This is a genomic window from Microbacterium sp. SYP-A9085 (assembly GCF_009649635.1).
Classification (GTDB): Bacteria; Actinomycetota; Actinomycetes; order Actinomycetales; family Microbacteriaceae; genus Microbacterium.
The window spans coordinates 781,501-799,938 of the sequence record NZ_WJII01000001.1 but is presented as its reverse complement, the minus strand read 5'-3'; the positions used below and the strand labels follow the sequence as shown (position 1 = coordinate 799,938).

Genomic DNA, 18,438 nt, shown 5'->3' with positions numbered 1-18,438 from the left:
GATGAAGATCAGACATAAGACCGGACTCACACTGCTCGCGCTGACCCTCGCCGTCGTTCCGCTGACGCTCACCGCGTGCACGGCAGACGGCGGCAGCGGTGCCGCAGCGGGTCCAAGCGCCTCGAACACCCTCCAGCAGGTCTTGAAACGCGGCACTCTGCGCGTGGCCGTGCTTCCGGACTTTCCGCCCAGCAGCGTGAAGCAGCCAGACGGCAAGATCGTGGGATACGAGCCGGACATCGCCGCAGCGTTGGCGAAGTCTCTCGGCGTCAAACCTCAGCTCGTCCCGGTCGATGGCACGGCACGGCTCTCCGCCATGCAGTCCAAGCGGGCAGACGTCAACATCTCGTCGTACACGGCGACCAACGAGCGTGCCCAGAAGGTCGCGTTCACGATCCCCTACAAGGCGCAGGGCGCGGGCGTGCTGTTCCGCAAGAACAACCCGATCACGAGCCTGAAGGATCTGGACGGCAAGACCGTCGCTGTGGCCAGAGGCAGCACAAACGACACGATCATCACGAACAGCTTCCCCAAGGCCAAGCCCGTCCGTTTCGACAACATCGCCGACGCACTCCAGGCCCTGAAGTCGGGCAAGACGGATGTGGCGATGGAAGAGTCGACGACCGTCAAGGACATCACCGCGAAGAACCCCGACCTGGCGACGCTGAACATCCCGCCGATCGATCCGGACCTCATCTCCATGGGCGTCCTGCCCGATCAGCAGATCTGGCTGAACTATCTGAACAACTTCATCCGCAACCTCATCGCCTCCGGTCAGGACGCCCAGCTCTATCAGAAGTGGTTCCACGAGGATCTGCCGGCGATCATCACCAACCAGCCGTAACCCGTCACGATGAACTTCGCGATCGCCGCCACCTACCTGCCGCAGATGTTGAGCGCGCTCGGAATGAGCGTCCTCATCGCGGTGGTCGGCTTCATCGCGGGATCCATCCTGGGTGTACCGCTCGCGGTCGCGAAGTCGGGAAGGAATCCGGTCGCCAACTGGGCCAGCAGGATCTACATCGAGATCTTTCGGAACACGCCCCTGCTGGTCCAGTTGTACCTGTTCTTCTTCGGGCTGGGGCAGCTCGGCATCAACCTGGATCCGTTCACCTCGGCGCTTCTCGGGCTGACGCTGAACAACGCCGCCTACACGGCGGAGATCTTCCGCGCCGGGCTGGAATCGGTCCCGGTCGGCCTGCACGAGGCGGCGGCGGTGCTGGGCCTGTCGAGGTGGCAGACGCTCGTGCATGTGTCACTCAAGCCGGCTCTGCGCAACGTGTTGCCGGCGCTGACCAACCAGTTCATCGTCCTGTTCCTGTTCTCCTCGGTCGCGTCGGTGATATCGCTCAACGAGCTGACGAACGAAGTGAACCAGCTGGTGTCGCAGACCCAGCTGACGATCGAGCTGTTCGCCTTCGCGGCCGCTATGTATTACGTGGTCTCGGCCATCCTGGCGGGGGCATCGCGGCTGGCCGAGCGAACGCTGTTCCGTTGGTGACCGGGGAGGTGTGAGGACACATGACTGACCTGGTCAGTGTCATACCCGCTCTGCTTACCGGGCTGGTGCTGACGGTGATCCTGGTGGTGGCATCGGCGATCATCGGCAGCATCGTCGGGTTGCTGCTGGGTGTCGCCGCGACCTCGCCCCTGGCCGTGGCCCGCTGGATCAGCAACATCTACACGAACGTCATCCGCGGCATCCCCCCGTTGATCATCCTGTTCTTCATGTACTTCGCCCTGCCGCTGGTACTGCCGGCCTTGACTCTCTCGGCCATCACGACGGGGATCATCGGCCTGTCGATCTACGCGGCGGCCTACGTCGGCGAGATCTTCCGTGGCAGCATCCTCGCGATTCCGCAGGGCCAGTCCGAGGCGGCGGACATCCTGGCGATGAGCTATCCCACCAAGATGCGCCACGTGATCCTGCCGCAGGCCCTGAAGATCGCGATGCCGTCAGCAATCGGATTCCTCATCTCTCTGGTGAAGGCGTCGTCGCTTGCCTCGGTGATCGGCGTCACCGAGCTCACCTCGGAGGGCCACATCGTGAGCACGATCAACAACGAACCGCTGACGGTCTTCCTGATCGTGGCTGCGCTCTACTTTGTGATCTCGTACCCGCTTGCGCTGCTCGGCCGCCGCTTGGAAAGGAGGCTCGCATGAAGAACGAGCCGATCGTGTCCCGACCCGGGGGCGACAGCACGTTCGCGATATCGGTTCGCGAGCTGCGCAAGGCCTTCAACTCCGTGGAGGTGCTGAAGGGGATCGACTTCGCCGTCCGCCGCAACGAGGTCGTCTGCGTGATCGGCCCGTCGGGCTCGGGCAAGAGCACGCTCCTGCGCTGCCTCAATGGCTTGGAGACGTTCGATTCCGGGTCCGTAACGGTGCTCGGCCATCACATCGGAGTGTCCCGCACTGACTTGCGTGCGGCGCGGGAGCAGATGGGCATGGTGTTCCAGTCTTTCAACGTGTTCCCCCATCTGCGGGTGATCAACAACATCATGCTGGCGCCACGCAAGGTCAAGAAGATCGGCACTGCCCAGGCGAAGGCGGAGGCCGAGCGGCTGCTGGCGAGGGTCAAACTCGAAGGGCGCGGGGACGCGTTCCCGCGGCAGTTGTCGGGCGGTCAGCAACAGCGGGTGGCGATCGCACGAGCGCTGGCAATGGATCCTGAGCTCATGCTCTTCGACGAGCCGACATCCGCGCTCGACCCGGAGACCATCGGTGAAGTGCTCGGCGTGATGCGTGATCTGGCACTCGCGGGCATGACCATGGTGATCGTCACGCATGAGATGGGGTTTGCGCGAGAGGTGTCCGATCGCGTCGTCTTCATGGATGACGGAGTCATCGTCGAGCAGGGCACCCCGGCGCAGGTGCTGGAGCATCCGCAGCACAAACGTACGCAGGCGTTCTTGGATAAGGTTCTCTGAGGCTATGAAGCTATGACTGAACTGGGTGCTCAGCCGCTGGGCGGCCACCGCAACATGCTAGACAAGGCGCTTGATCTGCTGCATGCGGTGTCGGTGGATGCCGCGGGCAGACAGGCAGCTGAGCTCGCAGAAGAGTGCGGTGTGCCGTTGAGCACCGCCTACCGACTGCTCACGTCGCTGACACAACGCGGGTACACCGTGCTGGACAAGCGCACCCGTCGGTACACGCTGGGGCTCGAGACGTTCGTGCTGGGCCAGACCGTGGCCCAGGCGCGTGGGCTCACGGGCGTCGCGCGACCGATTCTCGAGGAGCTGGCGGCGGAGACCGGCGAGGCGACGCTGATGGCGGTGCTCAGCGGGAGCCATCAGCTCTATGTGCACTATGTCCGCGGTCCTCACTCCGTCAGCGTCACCGGCAGCCCCGGTACGCTCGGCCCGCTGCATTGCACCGCCCAGGGCAAGGTGCTCGTCGCGATGAGCTCCGAGAAGACCCAACGCCACCTCGTCGACACCCTCGATCTGACCGCGTTCACGGCGAAGAGCATCACGGACCGGGCAGAGTTCCGTCGCGAACTGACGAAAGTCGCCCAGCAGGGCTGGGCCATCGCCGACGAAGAGCATGAAGTGGGCATCCGGGCGATCGCGGCGCCCGTGATGCGTGACCCGGTTCCCCTTGCCCGCGCGGCGATCTCGATTGCCGCGCCGGCATTCCGCGCGACGGTCGACACTCTGCACCGATGGCTGCCGGCGCTACAAGACGCCGCGCAGCGGATCTCGCTCGTGATGCCCATGGAGTGAGGGGCACAGCGGCTCGTCCGCGGTCAATCAGTTGATGATCTCGCCCCGCACGTCTTCTCGAATCGCCGCCAGCCGATCGCTCCACATCTGCAGCGCCTCGGGCGTCAGCCGCGTCCAGTCGGTGACTTCGCCCACCACGCGGAGCGGGTCGCAGCTGCGATAGGAGCGCGTGGGATTGCCGGGGAACTTCTTGTCCGTCACGTTCGGGTCGTCCTCGAACGGCCCGGTCGGCTCGACGATGTAGACGCGAGGCGCAGCATCGCCCGGCGCGAGCTCCGCGGCGAGGCCCGCACCATCGGGCAGCGCGGTGAAGTAGATGTGGTTCATCACCACGTCCGGGCGATAGTTCGACCGGAATCCGGCGGAGAGGACGTCGCCCTCCTCAAGGTCGGCTTTCGTGCCGTGGTAGAACGGGCCCTTGTCTGACGGTTGGTGCACGGCCACAGCGTATTCGGCCGAGAGACCGAGTGCACTTCATGATGCGGACAGCGGCGGGGCACCTTTGGCGACGAGTAGCGTCGGGAGCACCACGTGGCCGAAGGAGTCGTCATGACCGACCGCCAAGTGAAGATGATCGTCCTCTCGACCGAGGATCTCGACGAATCGATCCGGTTCTACACCGAGACACTCGGCTTCCCGCTGAAGTTCCGCGACGGCAATCACTTCGCGGCACTCGACGGCGGAACGATCACGCTCGCACTGGCAACCGCTCTCGACCACCCGATCCCGGGTCAGGTGGTCGTCGGCATCAAGACCGATGACGTGGATGCCGATGCCAAGGCGCTCGACGACAACGGCGGCGGGATCGCCAAGGGCCCGTACAACGATGCGCACGAACGCCGTGCGGTCGGGTACGACAGCCAGGGCAACGGGCTCACGTTCTACTCGCCGCTGGCTCGCGGCTGAGACGCGCCGGTCATAAGGGAGAAGTCGGCAGCGACCTCGCTCGACGCAAACTGTACAGCGCGGTCATTATGCGCACGCTACGGGTGACTGACAAGCGCGATCGCCGCGTCGCCGCTGATCTGCTCGGGTATGACGCGGGACGCTGAGCGGACGCGCATTCGAAACCGCATTCCCGGTCTACTCGTGGCGGGCCTGCTGCCGCGGGAGCGGAGCCGCTGGGGCTGCTCGTACTCATGGAGTTCCAGCGCTCGCGGTTCGCGGCGCGTGTCGACGGATCGGGGATGCCGGTGCTGCTGGCCGATCAGGATCGGTCGCGGTGGGACCGCGGGCAGATCCAGCGTGCGATCGGGCTGCTGCAGCGGGCGGATGCCGCAGCTGCGGCGCGGGGCACGGGTCGTGGCCCGTACGCGCTGCAGGCGGCGATCGCCCAGTGCCACGCCGTGGCGGCGAGCGTCGCTCAGACGGACTGGGCGCGGATCGTCACGCTGTACGAAGTGCTCGGACGGGTGGCGCCGAACCCGGTCGTGGACCTGAACCGGGCGGTGGCGGTGTCGATGACGCAGGGCCCGGGCGAGGCGCTGGCGATCGTGGACGAGCTCGAAGAGTCGGGTGCGCTGCGCGGCTCGCACCTGGTGCCGAGCGTGCGCGGCGAGCTGCTCGCGCAGCTGAGGCGGGTCGACGAGGCGCGGGCCGAACTTCTCACGGCGGCGGCGCTGTGCACGATGCGGCGCAGCAGCGGGTGCTGCGGGGCAAGCGGCCGCGTTGCGGGGTGAGGCGTGAGACCGGTGCGCAAATTGTCTCCTAATGTAGAGCTGGACCAGCCGGCTAAGGCTCGTGGCCGTCCCGCTGGTATCGCCGAGTGCGCCGTCTCTCACATCCCACGGAAGCCGCCGCGCTACTACGACTACAAGTACCACCCTGGGTCTCAGCCACGGACAGTCACTTCTGCTCATTCACCGGAAGCGACGAGGCATCAGAGTTTCGCCGCCCCAGATCCGAGTCGCCATCGCTGCGGGTTACCACCGGAGTTCGAACGGCGGGCTACGGACTGCGGCGGTCGGAATCGATTAACTGCAGGAGAAGACTTATCTCTCGGTTGGGATGAATCTTGAAGAGTGTTATGACTTCGTAAACCTGTCTCGCGACGCCTATTCGTAGCGCGACAAGATTTGTCGCGAACGAAATTGAATCCTGCTGGAAGTGCGCTCCGTGCGGCCCAGCTGCGCTGACGAACTCACGACAGAAGCGCTGGATGTCGCGAAGGGCCGTCTTCAAAGGACCCACAGTCGACGCTCCCATCAGGACACCCATCGTCGAACGGATCGCAATGGCCGATTCCACACAGAATGCCGGATCTTCACGAGCATGATCTTCGGTCAATAGTCGCCGATCACCCAAGTACTCCAGCAGTCGTTCGGCGTTACCCCAATTTTCATTTACATGGGCGTCCAATTCCGAATCGGATTGGGTCATCCTTCACGCTCCAATCGTCGCTGAATCGCTGCGTCGAGTTCTGACCTGGTCTGGATTTTGAACGCCACCGAGTCTCGAGGATATTGGTCGAGCAAGGAACTATCCAGGTATGGTGACTTCGCACCCGTCGCGACACGAAGAAGCGGAATATCCCTATCGTCATCTTGATTGGTAATCAGGGCGTTGATGTACCCTGCCAAGTGGGCAGTGTCCGTCATACTCCACTGCTCGTAGATATCCGAAAGAAGACTCAATTCGAATGTGAGGCGGCGTTCACGGGAAATTGCGATCTTGGCGGCTGCTGATTCCGATCGCGCGTGCCTCACCTGAACCAGCGCAACCCACAACGCCGCGAGAGTAGCAATGCCGAGAATAAGGTTGAGCGACATCTCGGTAAACCAGCGAGTCAACTCGTCCATGCGCTCCTTTGACTGACTCGGCTTCCGCTTCGTGATCGGGACTATCCTCGCACCGATTCTATGGGCGCATGAGCTTCTCCCTGATCAGCCGGGCGATCTCACTGGTAGAGGCGACAGCCAGAGCCGTGGCTAGCGGCAGCAGTGTCGCCGAATAGCCGAGCGCCCCGCGAAGATGCCAACGGGCCTCGATGCGCCTCACTCGGCGCCGAGGGCAAACTTCGTGTATCCGCCTTCGTCCTATGCCACAGCGAAGGACGGGCGGGGAACCGAGACTCCGAAGACGTTACCCCAGCTCTGGAGCCTCCAGGAGGTTGGGCTCGCCAGATCTCTAACGTACTCTGTCAGTGTGACGAACTCGTGGGCGACGAGCGAACGGGCACGCCGAACCATGATTGCGAACCGTTCAAGGGACACTGCCCCCGAGCTGGCAGTCCGGTCTCTGCTACACGCGCGCGGCCTGCGTTACCGCACCAATTTCCGGCCTGACCGGACCCTCCGGCGAACAGCAGACGTGGTCTTCACACGTCGACGCGTGGCAGTCTTCATCGACGGATGCTTCTGGCATGGCTGTCCCACTCACCTCGCGATGCCCCGCTCCCACGTCGAGTACTGGGGACCGAAGATTCAGCGAAATCGCGACCGAGATCAAGAGACAAATGAGTTACTGCGAGCTGCCGGATGGACCGTGCTCCGGTTCTGGGAGCATGAGGATCCGGCAGAAGTGGCGGACTCAATCGCAGCGGTACTTGACTTCGGCGACCGGGCTTCGCAAACCGATAGCCAGGTCAGGACTAGGTGAGCTGTCAGGCAAGTACGGTCTCATGGGCGTGCTGCGATTCCAGCAAAGCGGCGAGATGCAATCCTATGGCCTCGCCGAGGTTTACCGGGACCGCGTTGCCAATCTGACGACCCTGAATCGTCTTTGGCCCGCAGAGCATCCAATCGTCAGGGAATGACTGAAGACGAGCCGCCTCGCGGACAGTCAACTGGCGAGGAAGGGTCGGATGAATCGGAGGATGAAACCCCGCGAGGTGGTTCCCGCTCGGCCCGTAACCTCCGCCCGCGCGAATCGTCAGTGACGGGCGGTTAGGATCGAGGCGCGCACGACGATAGTTAGGATCCGTCTCTCCGGGACCAAGGTGACGCCAGCGGTCAACGACGTGCGCTGCATGCCTATTTGCAACGTGGCTGAAGTCTGGGTCGTCTGGGAGCCCCGCCAAGTCACCGATCGCATCCCAGACAGTCGGCCAAGCACCAGCAGTGGTCGGCTGCGGCAACGAAGCAACACCATCCAACACGCCGATAACGATTAGGCGACGGCGCGCCTGAGGCACGCCATAGTCAGCAGCGTTCAAGACGCCGTAGGCAAACGTATAGCCTTGTTTCTCCAGTTCCTGCATGATCCCACTTAGGTGATCTCCGTTACGACGATGAGTCAACGCACTCACGTTCTCAAGGACGAGGGCCCGGGGTCTAACCTCACTGACAACTCGCATGTACTCCCGCCACAAGAAATTGCGCGGATCTGCGGGGTCCCCCTTGCCCGCGGTACTGAAGCCCTGACACGGCGGCCCCCCAATAACGACATCGGTACCCTCGAACGGTCTCGCATCGAAGTTGCGGATGTCGTCGCAGACGACGTGCCACTTGGGGCGGTTGAGGCTGAGAGTCTGGCACGCGACGGGGTCGTTGTCCACACAGACGACAGGCTCCCAGCCCGCGCGTTCAAACCCGAGGTCGAGGCCGCCACCACCGCTGAAGAGAGAGACGTACCGCATGCATCGAGCCTAGAGCCACCCTACGACGCTGTCGATCATTGCAACGCCGCATAGATCGCGGACTCATACGCACCCATCGGTGGGAGGTTGGTCACTCCTATGAAGGCCTGGGCGATCTGGACCACACTGGTGGTTAGGCGCCCGGTCTGGACGAGCGGCGCTGGCTGACCAGCTTGCCCGTTCACCCAATCCGGATCATACGAGAGGAACGTGACTGCACCGGGTCCAAGCGGATATGGCGGCAGCTGCTGCCCGTTACCTATAAGACGATTCATTATGCGTTCGTATATGGGCTTAGGCGTCACGAAGAACAGTCCCCCCAAACACTTGCGCTCGCGCTGCAGAACGTTTCCCTTATAAATTACCTGTGGCAGTATCCGCTTATTGACATTCTCCCAGTTAAATGCCGCTCCACTCTCGATGACTTGTCGACCCTCCCGTAGTGCATCGATTGAGTCCCTATAGTTTCCTGTGGTATCAATCGTCTGTACCTCGATCGCAACAAAGCGATCGAGACCCGCCGGCGTGACAAGGGCGAGAATCCAGTCGACGAAATATGAGCCAACACCATTGCGCTGCGGAAGGTGCAATTCACCACCCCACCGTTTCCCGAATACGCCTACAACAGGGGCCCCCCTCCTGGTTGCCTCCCGCTGCGCGCTCGGGCCCGCAACTAACTCCCACCCAGGGCCAAAGGCGATTTCCGCAATATCGCGGAGGATCCGGTAACCGTCTCCATACAGGCGATTGGGGCAACAGACCACAGCATCGCGCGTCGATTGCTTCAATGAGCAGACTCCGGACACGAGCCCGTCGCGGAAGATCTTCTCACATCGATCGTTGATGAATGGGCAGTATTCCAACCTTGCCGCGGCCTCAGCGTCTGGGCTTCGATCCCCCGACCTGTACCCGAACCAGTCGATCACCGTGACAGCCACAGCTCTCATCGTGGCACCCAACCGTTCAATGAGGGGTTGCCACGCCCAAGTCTTCGAGGACGCGCCGAAGCCTCGGGGCGCCAACCGACACAACTTCCGTGAATCAACGCTCGGGTGGCGCGGCCAGGGTGCACATCGAAAACGTGGTCCATCACCACCACAGTTGACTTTCGGTCAGTGGCAAAGTGCGGTCTCGTCGCGAAGCACTCGAACGACGTCGGAAAAGCTTCGCCATCTCGATCGTGGGTTTGCCGCCTTGACATCCAGCCACAAACGCAGGCAGACGCGCGCTTGCTCGGTGACCCAATCCTGCGTCCGCCATGATCGCCGCCGGGCGAATACTAGAGGACTACGTTCCCTCGGGCAATCCGTCGCCGATTTCCGGCTCGGAGACCATGCCGCCATCAAGACAGCGGCATCCCTGACGCCGGCACCATGTCGTACGTAACCCAGTCCGTGGCCGCAGCGACCCCGTCGTAAAGGCGCCGCGCGGTGGCGTTGTCCTCCGCAGTGATCCACCGCACCACCTGCGCGTCGCGGTCCGCGGCCAGCCGCGCCGCCTCCCGCAGCAGCGCCCCGCCCACGCCGCTCCCCCGGGCAGGCAGCGCCGTGAACAGGTCGTCCAGATACAGGCCGACCCGACCCATCGACGGCCGGGCGAACCACCGGAGATTCGCGAGACCGACCAGGTGATCGCCGTCGACGGCGACCAACCCCTCCAGGTCCCACCGCCCGTCGATGATCCACGACCACGTCGTCGAGACGGCCGAGGCATCCGGCGCCAACCGGTAGAACGCGCGGTACCCGGCGTAGAGCGCGGCCCACTGGTCCGCGTCCGACGCCTCGACATGCCGAACGACGATATCCATCCCCTACCTCCCGCTGATGGTGTCGGCGATTGTGGCGACGACGCTCGTCTTGCCGTCGTCCGCCGCGTACTCGCGCCGATCGGCGTAGCGGTACGCCGCATAGAGCGCGGTCGCGCCGAACCAGCGCAGCGGCTCGACCTCCCAGTTGCGGGCCGTCCGGCCCACCCATGGAAGCCGCGCCAGCGGCGTGTCCTCGCCGAGGATCAGGTCGCGCAGCGTGCGGGCCGCGAGGTTCGTGCCGCTCAGGCCGTGCCCGGTGTACCCGCCGGCGGATGCCATCCCGGACTCCGGGTCGTAATTCACCGCGGCGCACCAGTCCCGCGGCACGCCCAGCACGCCGCTCCACGTCTGCTCGAGCTCGATGCCTTCCAGCGCCGGGAACAGCTCGGCCAGCCGCGCCCGGATCAGGTCGACGGCGAACTCCGCGGTCCGGCCGTTGCGGTCGAACCCGGAATGGAAGTTGTACGGGACTCCGCGCCCGCCGATGGCGACGCGGTCGTCGGCGGTGATCTGCATGTAGCTGAAGCTGTGCGCCATGTCGCCGACCAGCTCGCCCCCACGCCAGCCCACGGCATCCCGCTGCTCGGGCGTCAGCGGTGTGGTGACCACCATGCTGCTGTTCATCGGCAGGAGCTTGCGGGCAAGGCCGGGAAGGCTGAGCGTGTACCCCTCCAGCGCCCGCACCACGATGCGCGCGGTCACGGTGCCGCGATCGGTGGTCACCCGGTACGGCTCGATCGCGGTGGCCCGGGTCTGCTCGTAGATGGTCACGCCCAGGCGCTCGACGGCCGCCGCGAGCCCGAACGTATACTTCGCGGGGTGCACGCGCGCGCAGTGCGGCGTGGCGTATCCGCCCAGCGCCCCCTCGACCGCCACCCGCGAGCCGACCTCGTCGGCCGAAAGCTCGGAGGCATCCTCATCGCCCCAGCCCTGCTGCCGCATCGCGCGCAGGTGTGCGCGGGCGCGCGACAGCTGCGGCTTCGAGGTGGCGACGTGAATGAGCCCGTTCTCGGCGACGCTCTCACCGAACCCCTCCTGGCGAGCGACCTCGACGGACTCGCGCACCGCGCCGAACATCTCGGTCTGCAGCGCCCGCGCGGCGTCGGCGCCACGGCTTGCGGCGTAACGCCGGAACTGGCCGGCCGGCTCTGCGCTCATCCACCCGCCGTTGCGGCCGGACGCCCCGAACCCGGCGAACTCGCGCTCGATGACCACGATCTTCCAGCCCGGGCGCGCCTTCTTGAGGTAGTAGGCGGTCCACAGTCCGGTGAGCCCGCCGCCCACGATCGCGACGTCCGCGTCCACGGCACCGGGGAGGGGATCCCGCGGCGCGGGCCGCCCCGCATCCTGCACCCAGAAGGAGATGCCGCCGTTGACGAGCGGGCCGGTTGCCGTCGCTGGCATCGATGAGCTCCTTCGCATGTCGGTGAGGGGTGCCGTCGATACGGCCTCGTGCCGGCCGGTGGGCATCCGTTTTCCCCGGTTCCAGTGTTGTCGGAAGGGAGCGGCGGCCGAATGCGATGATCGTCTGGTTGGTCCCCCGCACTCGTACTACGGTTTGAAGAATGAGCGCCCCCCGCCAGGTCCTGAAGATCGCCGACATCGTCTCCACGAAGAGCCTCGATGTGAGCGTGCTCGCCGGGTCCGCGGGGCTGGATCGCGACGTGCTGTGGGCGCACAGTTGCGAGCTCGCCGACCCGGAGCAGTGGCTCGGCCCGCATGAGCTGCTGATGACGGTCGGACTGTGCGTGCCCGCCGACCACGATGAGCAGGTCGCGTTCCTGCGTCGCCTGGATGACGCGGGCCTTGCCGGCATCATGATCAGCAACCACGACACGATGCCGCGTCTGTCGGATGCGATGCTCCACGAGGCCGCGCGCAGGGGTTTCCCGATCCTGCTGGCGGCCATGCGGACGCCGTACGCGGTGGTGGCACGCCATGTGGCGGCGGCCAACACGTCCTCTCAGCTGCTGCAGGTGCTGCAGCTGAGCAAGCTGTATCACCTCGCCGCGGATGCCTCCGGCGACGCCCCCACGCTCGTGAACAGCCTCACGAAACTTCTGGGCATCGGCATCCGCGTCGAAGACGAAGCCACGGGACTGACCGTGGTGGGCGCCGACAACCCGGCCCACGTCGACGCCGAGCAGGTCACGCACCGCTACCCGCTCCGAGGCTCGCAGCACGCCACCCTCGTCCTCACCGAGTACAAGGGCGAAGAACTCGACAGCCTCCTGCTGGTCCACCTGGTCAAGACCCTCGAAGTCACCGTCGATCAGATCCTCACCGCCGCCGACCGCCGGGCCGAACTCGGCGCCCGGATGCTGGCCTCTCTCCTCAGTGGCGCGAAGCCGGCGGGTCTGAAGGAGCTGCTGGCGCCGTACACGACGTCCCAGAGATTCCAGGTCGCCGCGTTCGCGACGGAGCACGGCGAGCGCGTCTCGCGGGCCATGGCGTTGTGGCGGCTGCCGGTGCTGGTCGGCCCGGGGAGGGCGAACCATCTGGCGCTGATCCCGGTCGAAGCGGTGCCCGCGGTCCGCAAGCTCGCGGAGTCCACCAGCCTCCAGGTCGGCGTCTCCTCGGCGTTCAGCAGCTACAGCGACGTGTCGGCGGCGGCGGATGAGGCGACGCGGGTGCTCAACGCGTCGTGGCAGACCGATCGCCGGTGGAACGAGTTCGTCGGCACCACCCTGTCCGTGCTGACCCGCTCGAACAAGGAGTCGGAGGAGATCATCGCCGGGGTGCTCGGACCGCTCGCCGCCGCGACGCCGTCCGCGCAGAAGCTGCGTGAGACGCTGTTCGCCTACCTGCGTCACGACCGTCGCTGGCAGGAGACCGCGGACGAACTCGGCATCCACCGGCAGACCCTCGCGTACCGGTTGAACCGGATCGAGGAGGAGACGGACATGAGCGTCACCCGCTCGTCCAACCTCTCAGCGTTCTGGATCGCGTATCAGGCCTGGGAGACGGTTCACTCGTTCAGCAGCTCGCGCAACGCGTCCACGGCGCGATAGCCCGACGCGACCGCGCCAGACATCGACTGTTCCAGGCCGGTGTGCTCGCCGGCGATGACCACGCGACCGCACGGACGGGTGAACGCGTCGGCGTCGGCGGGCTCCCAGTCCAGCGACGGCGCGCTGTAGGACCCCTGCGTCCACGGATCGTCGGCCCACGTGGACAGCAGCGGCTCCCCCGCGATCTCGAGCTCCGGCCGCAGCGCCTTCAGCGCGGCCACCCATCCGTCCGCCCCGTCGGTCACGCCGAGGGCGTCCAGTGCGTCCGGTCCGCCGGCGAAGCAGGACAGCGCCGGGATCCGGGTCTCGCCGTCCTCGGACAGCGAGTGCCACGACCACCAGGTGTGGTCGCCGCTCTGCACGGCGTTGTCGCCGTCGACGCGCCCCAGCGGCACGCCGAGCTTCGCGGCCACTCCCATGAATCGGTGGTCGAGCGCCCGCTGCTGCTCGGCGGTGAGTGCGAACCCGAGCTCCAGCGTGCGCAGAACGGGGAACGGCACAGACAGCACCGCGATGTCGGCATCCACTCGCCCGCCGTCCGCGAGCACCGCCTGGACCCCCGTCGCGGACTGGTCCAGGCCCGTGATCGGATGCTCGAGGCGCACGCGGTCGCCGAGCCGCCGTGCGACCTCCAGGGTCAGCGACTGGTTGCCGTCCACGAGGCGTCCGCCGTCCTCGATGTAGCGGTCGACCGATCGTGTGGGCCGTCCGAACGTCGCCGCCGCACTGACCCGGGTCGGGTCGGCCGCCACGGACGTGACGGTGCGCCGGTAGACCGGGTCCTGCGCGTAGTCCGGTCCGAGGGCCTGTGCGAAAACGTCGGTGAGGGATGCCGCGGTCGCGCCGTCCGCGACCATGGCCGCGTGGGTCTGCGCGACGCGCTCCGAGGTCGCCTTCAGCTCCGCGAACGTGATCGTCCGCCCGTGCAACGTGCGTCGCCCGTACCGCACGTTGTGGGTGAGGATCGGGACCTCCAGCTCGGCCGCGAGTCGCCGCATCGCGAACTCGACCGGGAAGATGTACTCCCCGCCGCGCTCGACAACCTGGCCGTTGTCGAGCCGCTGCGACCAGGTGCGCCCGCCGACCCGGTCGCGGGCCTCGAGCACCGTCACCGCGTGCCCGCCCTTGTGCAGCTCCCACGCCGCCGTGAGACCCGACAGCCCCGCGCCGATCACGATGACCTTCACGCACACCACCCCTTCACAGTCGTAGGTCGGCCGGCACCTCAGGGCGCGGCCGGACGTCAGTTCGCCGAGAGCAGCCGACCGTCATCGGCGCGCCACGACACAGCGATCCGGTCGCCGATCCGGGTGTCCACGGCGCGTTCGGCCGGGACGTGGGCGACGGCCTCGCCGATCGGCGTGTGCACCGCGTACTTGACGGCGGAGCCCACGAAGACGATGTCGGTGATCTGCCCCTCAATCCGGTTGGTCGCGGCATCCACGACGGCATCGTCGGAGGGAAGCGACACGGCCAGCTTCTCGGGGCGGACGAGGATCGCCGCGGGCCCCTCGGCGCACGTGCCGTTCGTGCGGTACTGCCGGTCGCCCGCGTAGAAGCCGCCGCCCCGGTAGACGCCCTCGAACACGCTGGACTCGCCGATGAACTTGCCGACGAACAGCGACTGCGGCTCGTTGTAGAGCTGCCGGGCGGTGCCGATCTGCTCGATCCGCCCCTCGTTGAACACCGCGATCCGGTCGGAGAGCACGAGCGCCTCCTCCTGGTCGTGCGTGACGTAGATGAAGGTGCTGCCGAGCTCGCGGTGGATGCGCCGCAGCTCCATCTGCAGCCATTCGCGCAGCTTCTTGTCCAGCGCACCCAGGGGTTCGTCCATCAGCAGGATCGGCGGGCGGTACACGACGGCCCGGGCCAGCGCCACACGCTGCTGCTGCCCGCCGGAGAGCTGCCGCGGATACCGGCCGGCATACTGCTCGAGCCGGACCATCCGCAGGGCGTCATCGACCGCTTTGAGCCGCTGGTCCTTGGGCACCTTGCGCTGCTTGAGCGGGTAGGCGACGTTGTCGCGCACGGTCATGTGCGGGAACAGCGCGTAGTGCTGGAAGACGACGCCGAGGTTACGCTCGTGCGCGGGCAGCTTCTCCAGCGGAGCGCCATTGAGCGTCATACTGCCCGCAGTCGGACTGATGAACCCGGCGATGAGGTTCAACGTCGTCGTCTTCCCGGACCCCGACGGGCCGAGGAACGTGAGGAACTCCCCCCGGTTGATCTGCAGGTCGATGCTGTCCAGGGCGACGGCGTCACCGTACTTCTTCGACATCCCGTCGATGCCGAGGATCGTGTCATCACTCATTTGGTCGCGGTTTCCTCTCTCGACGACATCAGGTCCGGGCGGCGCCTCATGCCGCCGGCCCTCGGTTGCGGGACGACCGGGTCAGCGGCACCACGACGAACTGGTAGAGGCAGAACGCGACGAGGATGGCACCGAGCACGAGCGCCGAGGCCGCCGCGATCGTCGGGTCTGTCGTGCGCGTGACGCTGGTGTACATCATGATCGGCAGCGTCGTCAGCGACGGGCTCACCATGAACTGCGCGATGATGACCTCGTCGAAGCTGGTGACGAACGCGAAGACGGCGCCCGCCAGGAGGCCGGGCGCTATCAGCGGGACGGTCACGGTGAAGAACGTCTTCAGCCGGTTCGCGCCGAGACTGGCGGCGGCGAGTTCTAGCGTGCGATCGTACCCCGACAGCGAGGCGTTGACGGCGATCACCACGAGCGGTAGCGCCAGGGTCACGTGCACCATCACGAACCCGAAGATGGTGCCCACGAGATCGGCGTTCAGGAAGAACGTGTAGATGCCGGCCCCGGCGATGATCGGCGGCACGATCATCGGGGTGAGCATGAGCGTCTGCGCGCTGCGCGCGAGGCGGCTCGTGGAGCGGTTGATGGCGAGCGCGGCGATCGTGCCCAGGACTGTCGCGATGACCGCGACGAGGATGCCGATGACCGCGGAGTTGCCGAGGGCATCCGTCCACTGCGAGTTCGTGAAGAAGGACTCGTACCAGCGCGTCGACCAGCTGCGCGGCGGGAACTGGAAGCTCGCATCGCCGGAGAACGAGATCGGGAACACGATCAGCATGGGTGCGATCAGCCAGATCGCAATCAGGACGGTGAGGATCGACAGGAGGACCTTCGTGAGCGGCCGTACCTCGTTGTTCACGCTTTGCTCCCTCCCACCATGTCCTGGACCGAACCGCCGGTCTTCTTCCCGACGTAGCCGGCCACCCCGAGGATGAACAGCGTGACGACCAGCAGGACGAAGCCGATCACCGAACCGTGGCCCCATTGCGCCAGACCCTGGACCTGCCCCTGGATGAGCGTGGACAGGAACGCATCGCGCGAACTGCCGAGCATCGCCGGCGTGATGTAGAACCCGAGCGCCATCACGAAGCACAGCAGGGCACCGGATGCCACGCCCGGCAGCGACAGCGGCAGATACACCGAGATGAACGCCTTCGACGGCCGCGCCCCGAGGCTGCGCGCCGCGGTCAGCAGGCGCGTGTCGATCCGCGACATCGTCGCGTACATCGGCAGGACCACGAACGGCAGCAGCACCTGCGCCATCCCGATGAGGACCGCGGTGGGGGTCCGGATCACCCCGAGCGGGGCGATGCCGAAGATCTTCATGAAGTCCCCGATGGGACCGGCGTCCTGCAGCAGAATCACCCATGCGAACGTACGGACCACGGTGCTCGTCCAGAACGGGATGAGCACTATCAGCATCAGGAGGCTGCGCGTTCTCGGCGTGACGATGGTCAGGAAGTACGAGAACGGGAACGCAAGGATCACGCAGATGACCGTGACCCAGAAGCTGATGTTGAGGGTGCGGCCGAGCACGTCCAGGTTGACCTGCTGGCCGAAGAACCACTGGAAGTTCTGCAGTCCGGGCTGCGGCTCGGTGAACGATGCGACCAGAACCGTCAGCATCGGATAGAAGTAGAAGACCGCCAGCACGACGAACGCGGGCAGCAGGACCAGGAGCAGTCCGCGTGAACCCGTCCGCCAGTTGCGTCGGCTCGTCCGGGCGTCGCCGGTGCGGATCACTCTGGTGGACAGCGCGGAGAACTGCGTGGTGTCGGGTGCGTTCGCCATAGGGGATCGGCTTCCTCTCGCGTCGGGCTCAGATGTTCTCGGGGAGGCGATGCCTCCCCGAGAACACGGCTCAGCCGCCTGCGACGATCGAGCTCCAGCGGTCCTGCAGCGGCGCGACGTCGTCGGCGTTCTTCCAGAAGTCCAACGCCACCGGGACAGAGGTCGCGGCCCGTTCCGGAGTGGTCGTGATGTACTTCTTCGTCACGTCGTCGATCTTCGGCTGCGCGTTCTTGTTGACCGGTGAGTAGCCCGACAGCTCCGTCCACTTCGCCTGCTGCTCCGCGCCCAGCGCGTAGTTGATCGCGTAGTAGGCGATCTCGGCATTGGGGGTGCCCTTGATGATCGCGAACCGGTCGACGATCGAGATCCAGTCGTTCCAGACCGGGGTCAGCTGCTTGCCGTTCTTCTCCGCGGCCAGCGCACGGCCGTTCCAGACGGCTCCGATCTTCGCCTCGCCGGACTCGAGCATCTGCTGCGCCTGGGCGCCGGTCGAGTAGAACGCGATGCTGTCCTTGATCTTCTCGATCTGGTCGAGGCCCCTGGTGGCCCAGTCGGCGGTGAACGGCGTCTTCCCGTCCCATCCGGCCGCGATGGCGGCAGCCTGGACGGTGGCGCTGTCGATCACCCCGTCGCCGCTGTACATCGCCCGGGTGCCGGGGAACTTCTGCACGTTGAAGAAGTCCGCCCACGACTGCGGGCCGTTGCCGCCGAAGGCATCGCTGGAGTACACCGCCATCATCGCGTACGCGATGGACGGGACGCCGCACTCGGTGCCGCCGAGCAGGCCGTCGGCGACGTTCGACGTGTCGATCTTCGACATGTCGAGTTTCTCGAACAAGGTCCCGCAGTTGCGGGCGACGGTGTCCGCCACGCCCGAGATGAAGTCCCACTGGAAGTTCTTGGACTGGACCTGCGCCTTGATCTTCGCGAGGGTCTGCGGCGAGTCCTGGTTGATCTTCACGCCAGACGCGTCCGCGAACGGCGTGAAGAAGGCCTTCATCTGCGCATCCTGCGTCGTACCGCCGTCGGCGGCGTACGTGATGGTGTGGCCCTTCAGGATCCCGTTCGCCACCTGACCGGCCACCGGGTTCGAGACCGCCGGAACAGGTTCCGCCGAGCTGGCGCCGCACCCTGCCAGGGCCAGCGTGCCAACGGCGAGCACAGTCACCATCGCCCAGGTCCTTCGCTTCATTGAAAACTCCCTC

The 18,438-nt window shown here is 65.8% G+C and carries 21 protein-coding genes; 9 read left to right on the top strand and 12 right to left on the bottom strand.

Features of this window, described 5'->3' with window-relative positions:
* Position 1: 1 nt before the first annotated feature.
* From GH740_RS03810 to GH740_RS03790, 5 genes are read left to right on the top strand one after another with little or no spacing between them, the layout of a single operon-like run.
* A complete protein-coding gene (locus tag GH740_RS03810) occupies positions 2 to 844 on the top strand; it encodes a transporter substrate-binding domain-containing protein (RefSeq protein ID WP_153744691.1) in 843 nt (280 codons plus the stop codon).
* Between the two features lie 9 nt (positions 845 to 853).
* Positions 854 to 1,501 carry an amino acid ABC transporter permease gene (locus GH740_RS03805; protein WP_153744690.1) on the top strand — a complete coding sequence of 216 codons (648 nt, stop codon included), beginning with the start codon at positions 854 to 856 and terminating at the stop codon, positions 1,499 to 1,501.
* 20 nt (positions 1,502 to 1,521) lie between these two features.
* Positions 1,522 to 2,163, top strand: coding sequence for an amino acid ABC transporter permease (locus GH740_RS03800; RefSeq protein ID WP_153744689.1), 642 nt, complete (start codon positions 1,522 to 1,524; stop codon positions 2,161 to 2,163).
* On the top strand, positions 2,160 to 2,930 hold the full coding sequence (locus tag GH740_RS03795; protein ID WP_153744688.1) for an amino acid ABC transporter ATP-binding protein: 771 nt from the start codon (positions 2,160 to 2,162) through the stop codon (positions 2,928 to 2,930). Before GH740_RS03800 ends, GH740_RS03795 begins: the two co-directional genes overlap by 4 nt.
* Before the next feature lie 12 nt (positions 2,931 to 2,942).
* Entirely contained in the window at positions 2,943 to 3,728 is a 786-nt protein-coding gene (locus GH740_RS03790; RefSeq protein ID WP_153744687.1) for an IclR family transcriptional regulator, read from the top strand.
* 27 nt (positions 3,729 to 3,755) lie between these two features.
* Here the strand turns inward: GH740_RS03790 and arr are convergent, their stop codons facing one another.
* Positions 3,756 to 4,166, bottom strand: coding sequence for an NAD(+)--rifampin ADP-ribosyltransferase (gene arr, locus GH740_RS03785; protein ID WP_367640550.1), 411 nt, complete (start codon positions 4,164 to 4,166; stop codon positions 3,756 to 3,758).
* A 111-nt stretch (positions 4,167 to 4,277) separates the two neighbouring features.
* Between arr and GH740_RS03780 the strand changes: the two genes are divergently transcribed.
* Positions 4,278 to 4,634, top strand: coding sequence for a VOC family protein (locus tag GH740_RS03780; protein ID WP_153744686.1), 357 nt, complete (start codon positions 4,278 to 4,280; stop codon positions 4,632 to 4,634).
* Positions 4,635 to 4,867: 233 nt separating this feature from the next.
* Positions 4,868 to 5,407: a DUF6596 domain-containing protein gene (locus GH740_RS03775; RefSeq protein WP_216644891.1), complete on the top strand. Its 540-nt coding sequence runs from the start codon at positions 4,868 to 4,870 to the stop codon at positions 5,405 to 5,407.
* A gap of 268 nt (positions 5,408 to 5,675) precedes the next feature.
* Here GH740_RS03775 and GH740_RS03770 read toward each other — a convergent pair whose 3' ends face one another.
* Both GH740_RS03770 and GH740_RS03765 read right to left on the bottom strand, forming a co-directional pair.
* Positions 5,676 to 6,107, bottom strand: coding sequence for a hypothetical protein (locus GH740_RS03770; protein ID WP_153744685.1), 432 nt, complete (start codon positions 6,105 to 6,107; stop codon positions 5,676 to 5,678).
* Positions 6,104 to 6,526, bottom strand: a complete 423-nt coding sequence (locus GH740_RS03765; RefSeq protein ID WP_153744684.1) for a hypothetical protein — start codon at positions 6,524 to 6,526, stop codon at positions 6,104 to 6,106. Before GH740_RS03765 ends, GH740_RS03770 begins: the two co-directional genes overlap by 4 nt.
* Positions 6,527 to 6,698: 172 nt before the next feature.
* On the opposite strand from GH740_RS03765, the gene GH740_RS03760 reads away from it, so the two are divergent.
* A complete protein-coding gene (locus GH740_RS03760; RefSeq protein WP_153744683.1) occupies positions 6,699 to 7,325 on the top strand; it encodes a very short patch repair endonuclease in 627 nt (208 codons plus the stop codon).
* Positions 7,326 to 7,329: 4 nt separating this feature from the next.
* Here the strand turns inward: GH740_RS03760 and GH740_RS03755 are convergent, their stop codons facing one another.
* The 4 genes from GH740_RS03755 to GH740_RS03740 form a co-directional block, all read right to left on the bottom strand.
* Positions 7,330 to 8,304, bottom strand: coding sequence for a DNA cytosine methyltransferase (locus GH740_RS03755; protein WP_153744682.1), 975 nt, complete (start codon positions 8,302 to 8,304; stop codon positions 7,330 to 7,332).
* Positions 8,305 to 8,339: 35 nt separating this feature from the next.
* Entirely contained in the window at positions 8,340 to 8,894 is a 555-nt protein-coding gene (locus GH740_RS14280; protein ID WP_367640546.1) for a hypothetical protein, read from the bottom strand.
* Between the two features lie 752 nt (positions 8,895 to 9,646).
* Positions 9,647 to 10,111, bottom strand: coding sequence for a GNAT family N-acetyltransferase (locus tag GH740_RS03745; RefSeq protein ID WP_153744680.1), 465 nt, complete (start codon positions 10,109 to 10,111; stop codon positions 9,647 to 9,649).
* Positions 10,112 to 10,114: 3 nt separating this feature from the next.
* The gene (locus tag GH740_RS03740) at positions 10,115 to 11,515 is read right to left on the bottom strand and encodes an FAD-binding oxidoreductase (protein WP_172978276.1); all 1,401 of its coding nucleotides are present in this window, start codon (positions 11,513 to 11,515) and stop codon (positions 10,115 to 10,117) included.
* A gap of 161 nt (positions 11,516 to 11,676) precedes the next feature.
* Between GH740_RS03740 and GH740_RS03735 the strand changes: the two genes are divergently transcribed.
* The gene (locus GH740_RS03735) at positions 11,677 to 13,122 is read left to right on the top strand and encodes a PucR family transcriptional regulator (RefSeq protein WP_153744678.1); all 1,446 of its coding nucleotides are present in this window, start codon (positions 11,677 to 11,679) and stop codon (positions 13,120 to 13,122) included.
* On the opposite strand, the gene GH740_RS03730 is transcribed toward GH740_RS03735, so the two are convergent.
* From GH740_RS03730 to GH740_RS03710, 5 genes are all read right to left on the bottom strand, one after another.
* The gene (locus tag GH740_RS03730; RefSeq protein WP_367640543.1) at positions 13,080 to 14,309 is read right to left on the bottom strand and encodes a flavin monoamine oxidase family protein; all 1,230 of its coding nucleotides are present in this window, start codon (positions 14,307 to 14,309) and stop codon (positions 13,080 to 13,082) included. The two genes, GH740_RS03735 and GH740_RS03730, sit on opposite strands and share 43 nt — an antisense overlap.
* Positions 14,310 to 14,365: 56 nt before the next feature.
* Positions 14,366 to 15,433 carry an ABC transporter ATP-binding protein gene (locus GH740_RS03725; protein WP_153744676.1) on the bottom strand — a complete coding sequence of 356 codons (1,068 nt, stop codon included), beginning with the start codon at positions 15,431 to 15,433 and terminating at the stop codon, positions 14,366 to 14,368.
* 46 nt (positions 15,434 to 15,479) lie between these two features.
* A complete protein-coding gene (locus GH740_RS03720; protein WP_172978275.1) occupies positions 15,480 to 16,301 on the bottom strand; it encodes an ABC transporter permease in 822 nt (273 codons plus the stop codon).
* Positions 16,298 to 17,233 (bottom strand): ABC transporter permease, encoded by a 936-nt coding sequence (locus tag GH740_RS03715; protein WP_172978274.1) that lies wholly within the window; start codon positions 17,231 to 17,233, stop codon positions 16,298 to 16,300. Before GH740_RS03715 ends, GH740_RS03720 begins: the two co-directional genes overlap by 4 nt.
* Before the next feature lie 70 nt (positions 17,234 to 17,303).
* On the bottom strand, positions 17,304 to 18,425 hold the full coding sequence (locus tag GH740_RS03710) for an extracellular solute-binding protein (RefSeq protein ID WP_172978273.1): 1,122 nt from the start codon (positions 18,423 to 18,425) through the stop codon (positions 17,304 to 17,306).
* Positions 18,426 to 18,438: the final 13 nt, after the last annotated feature.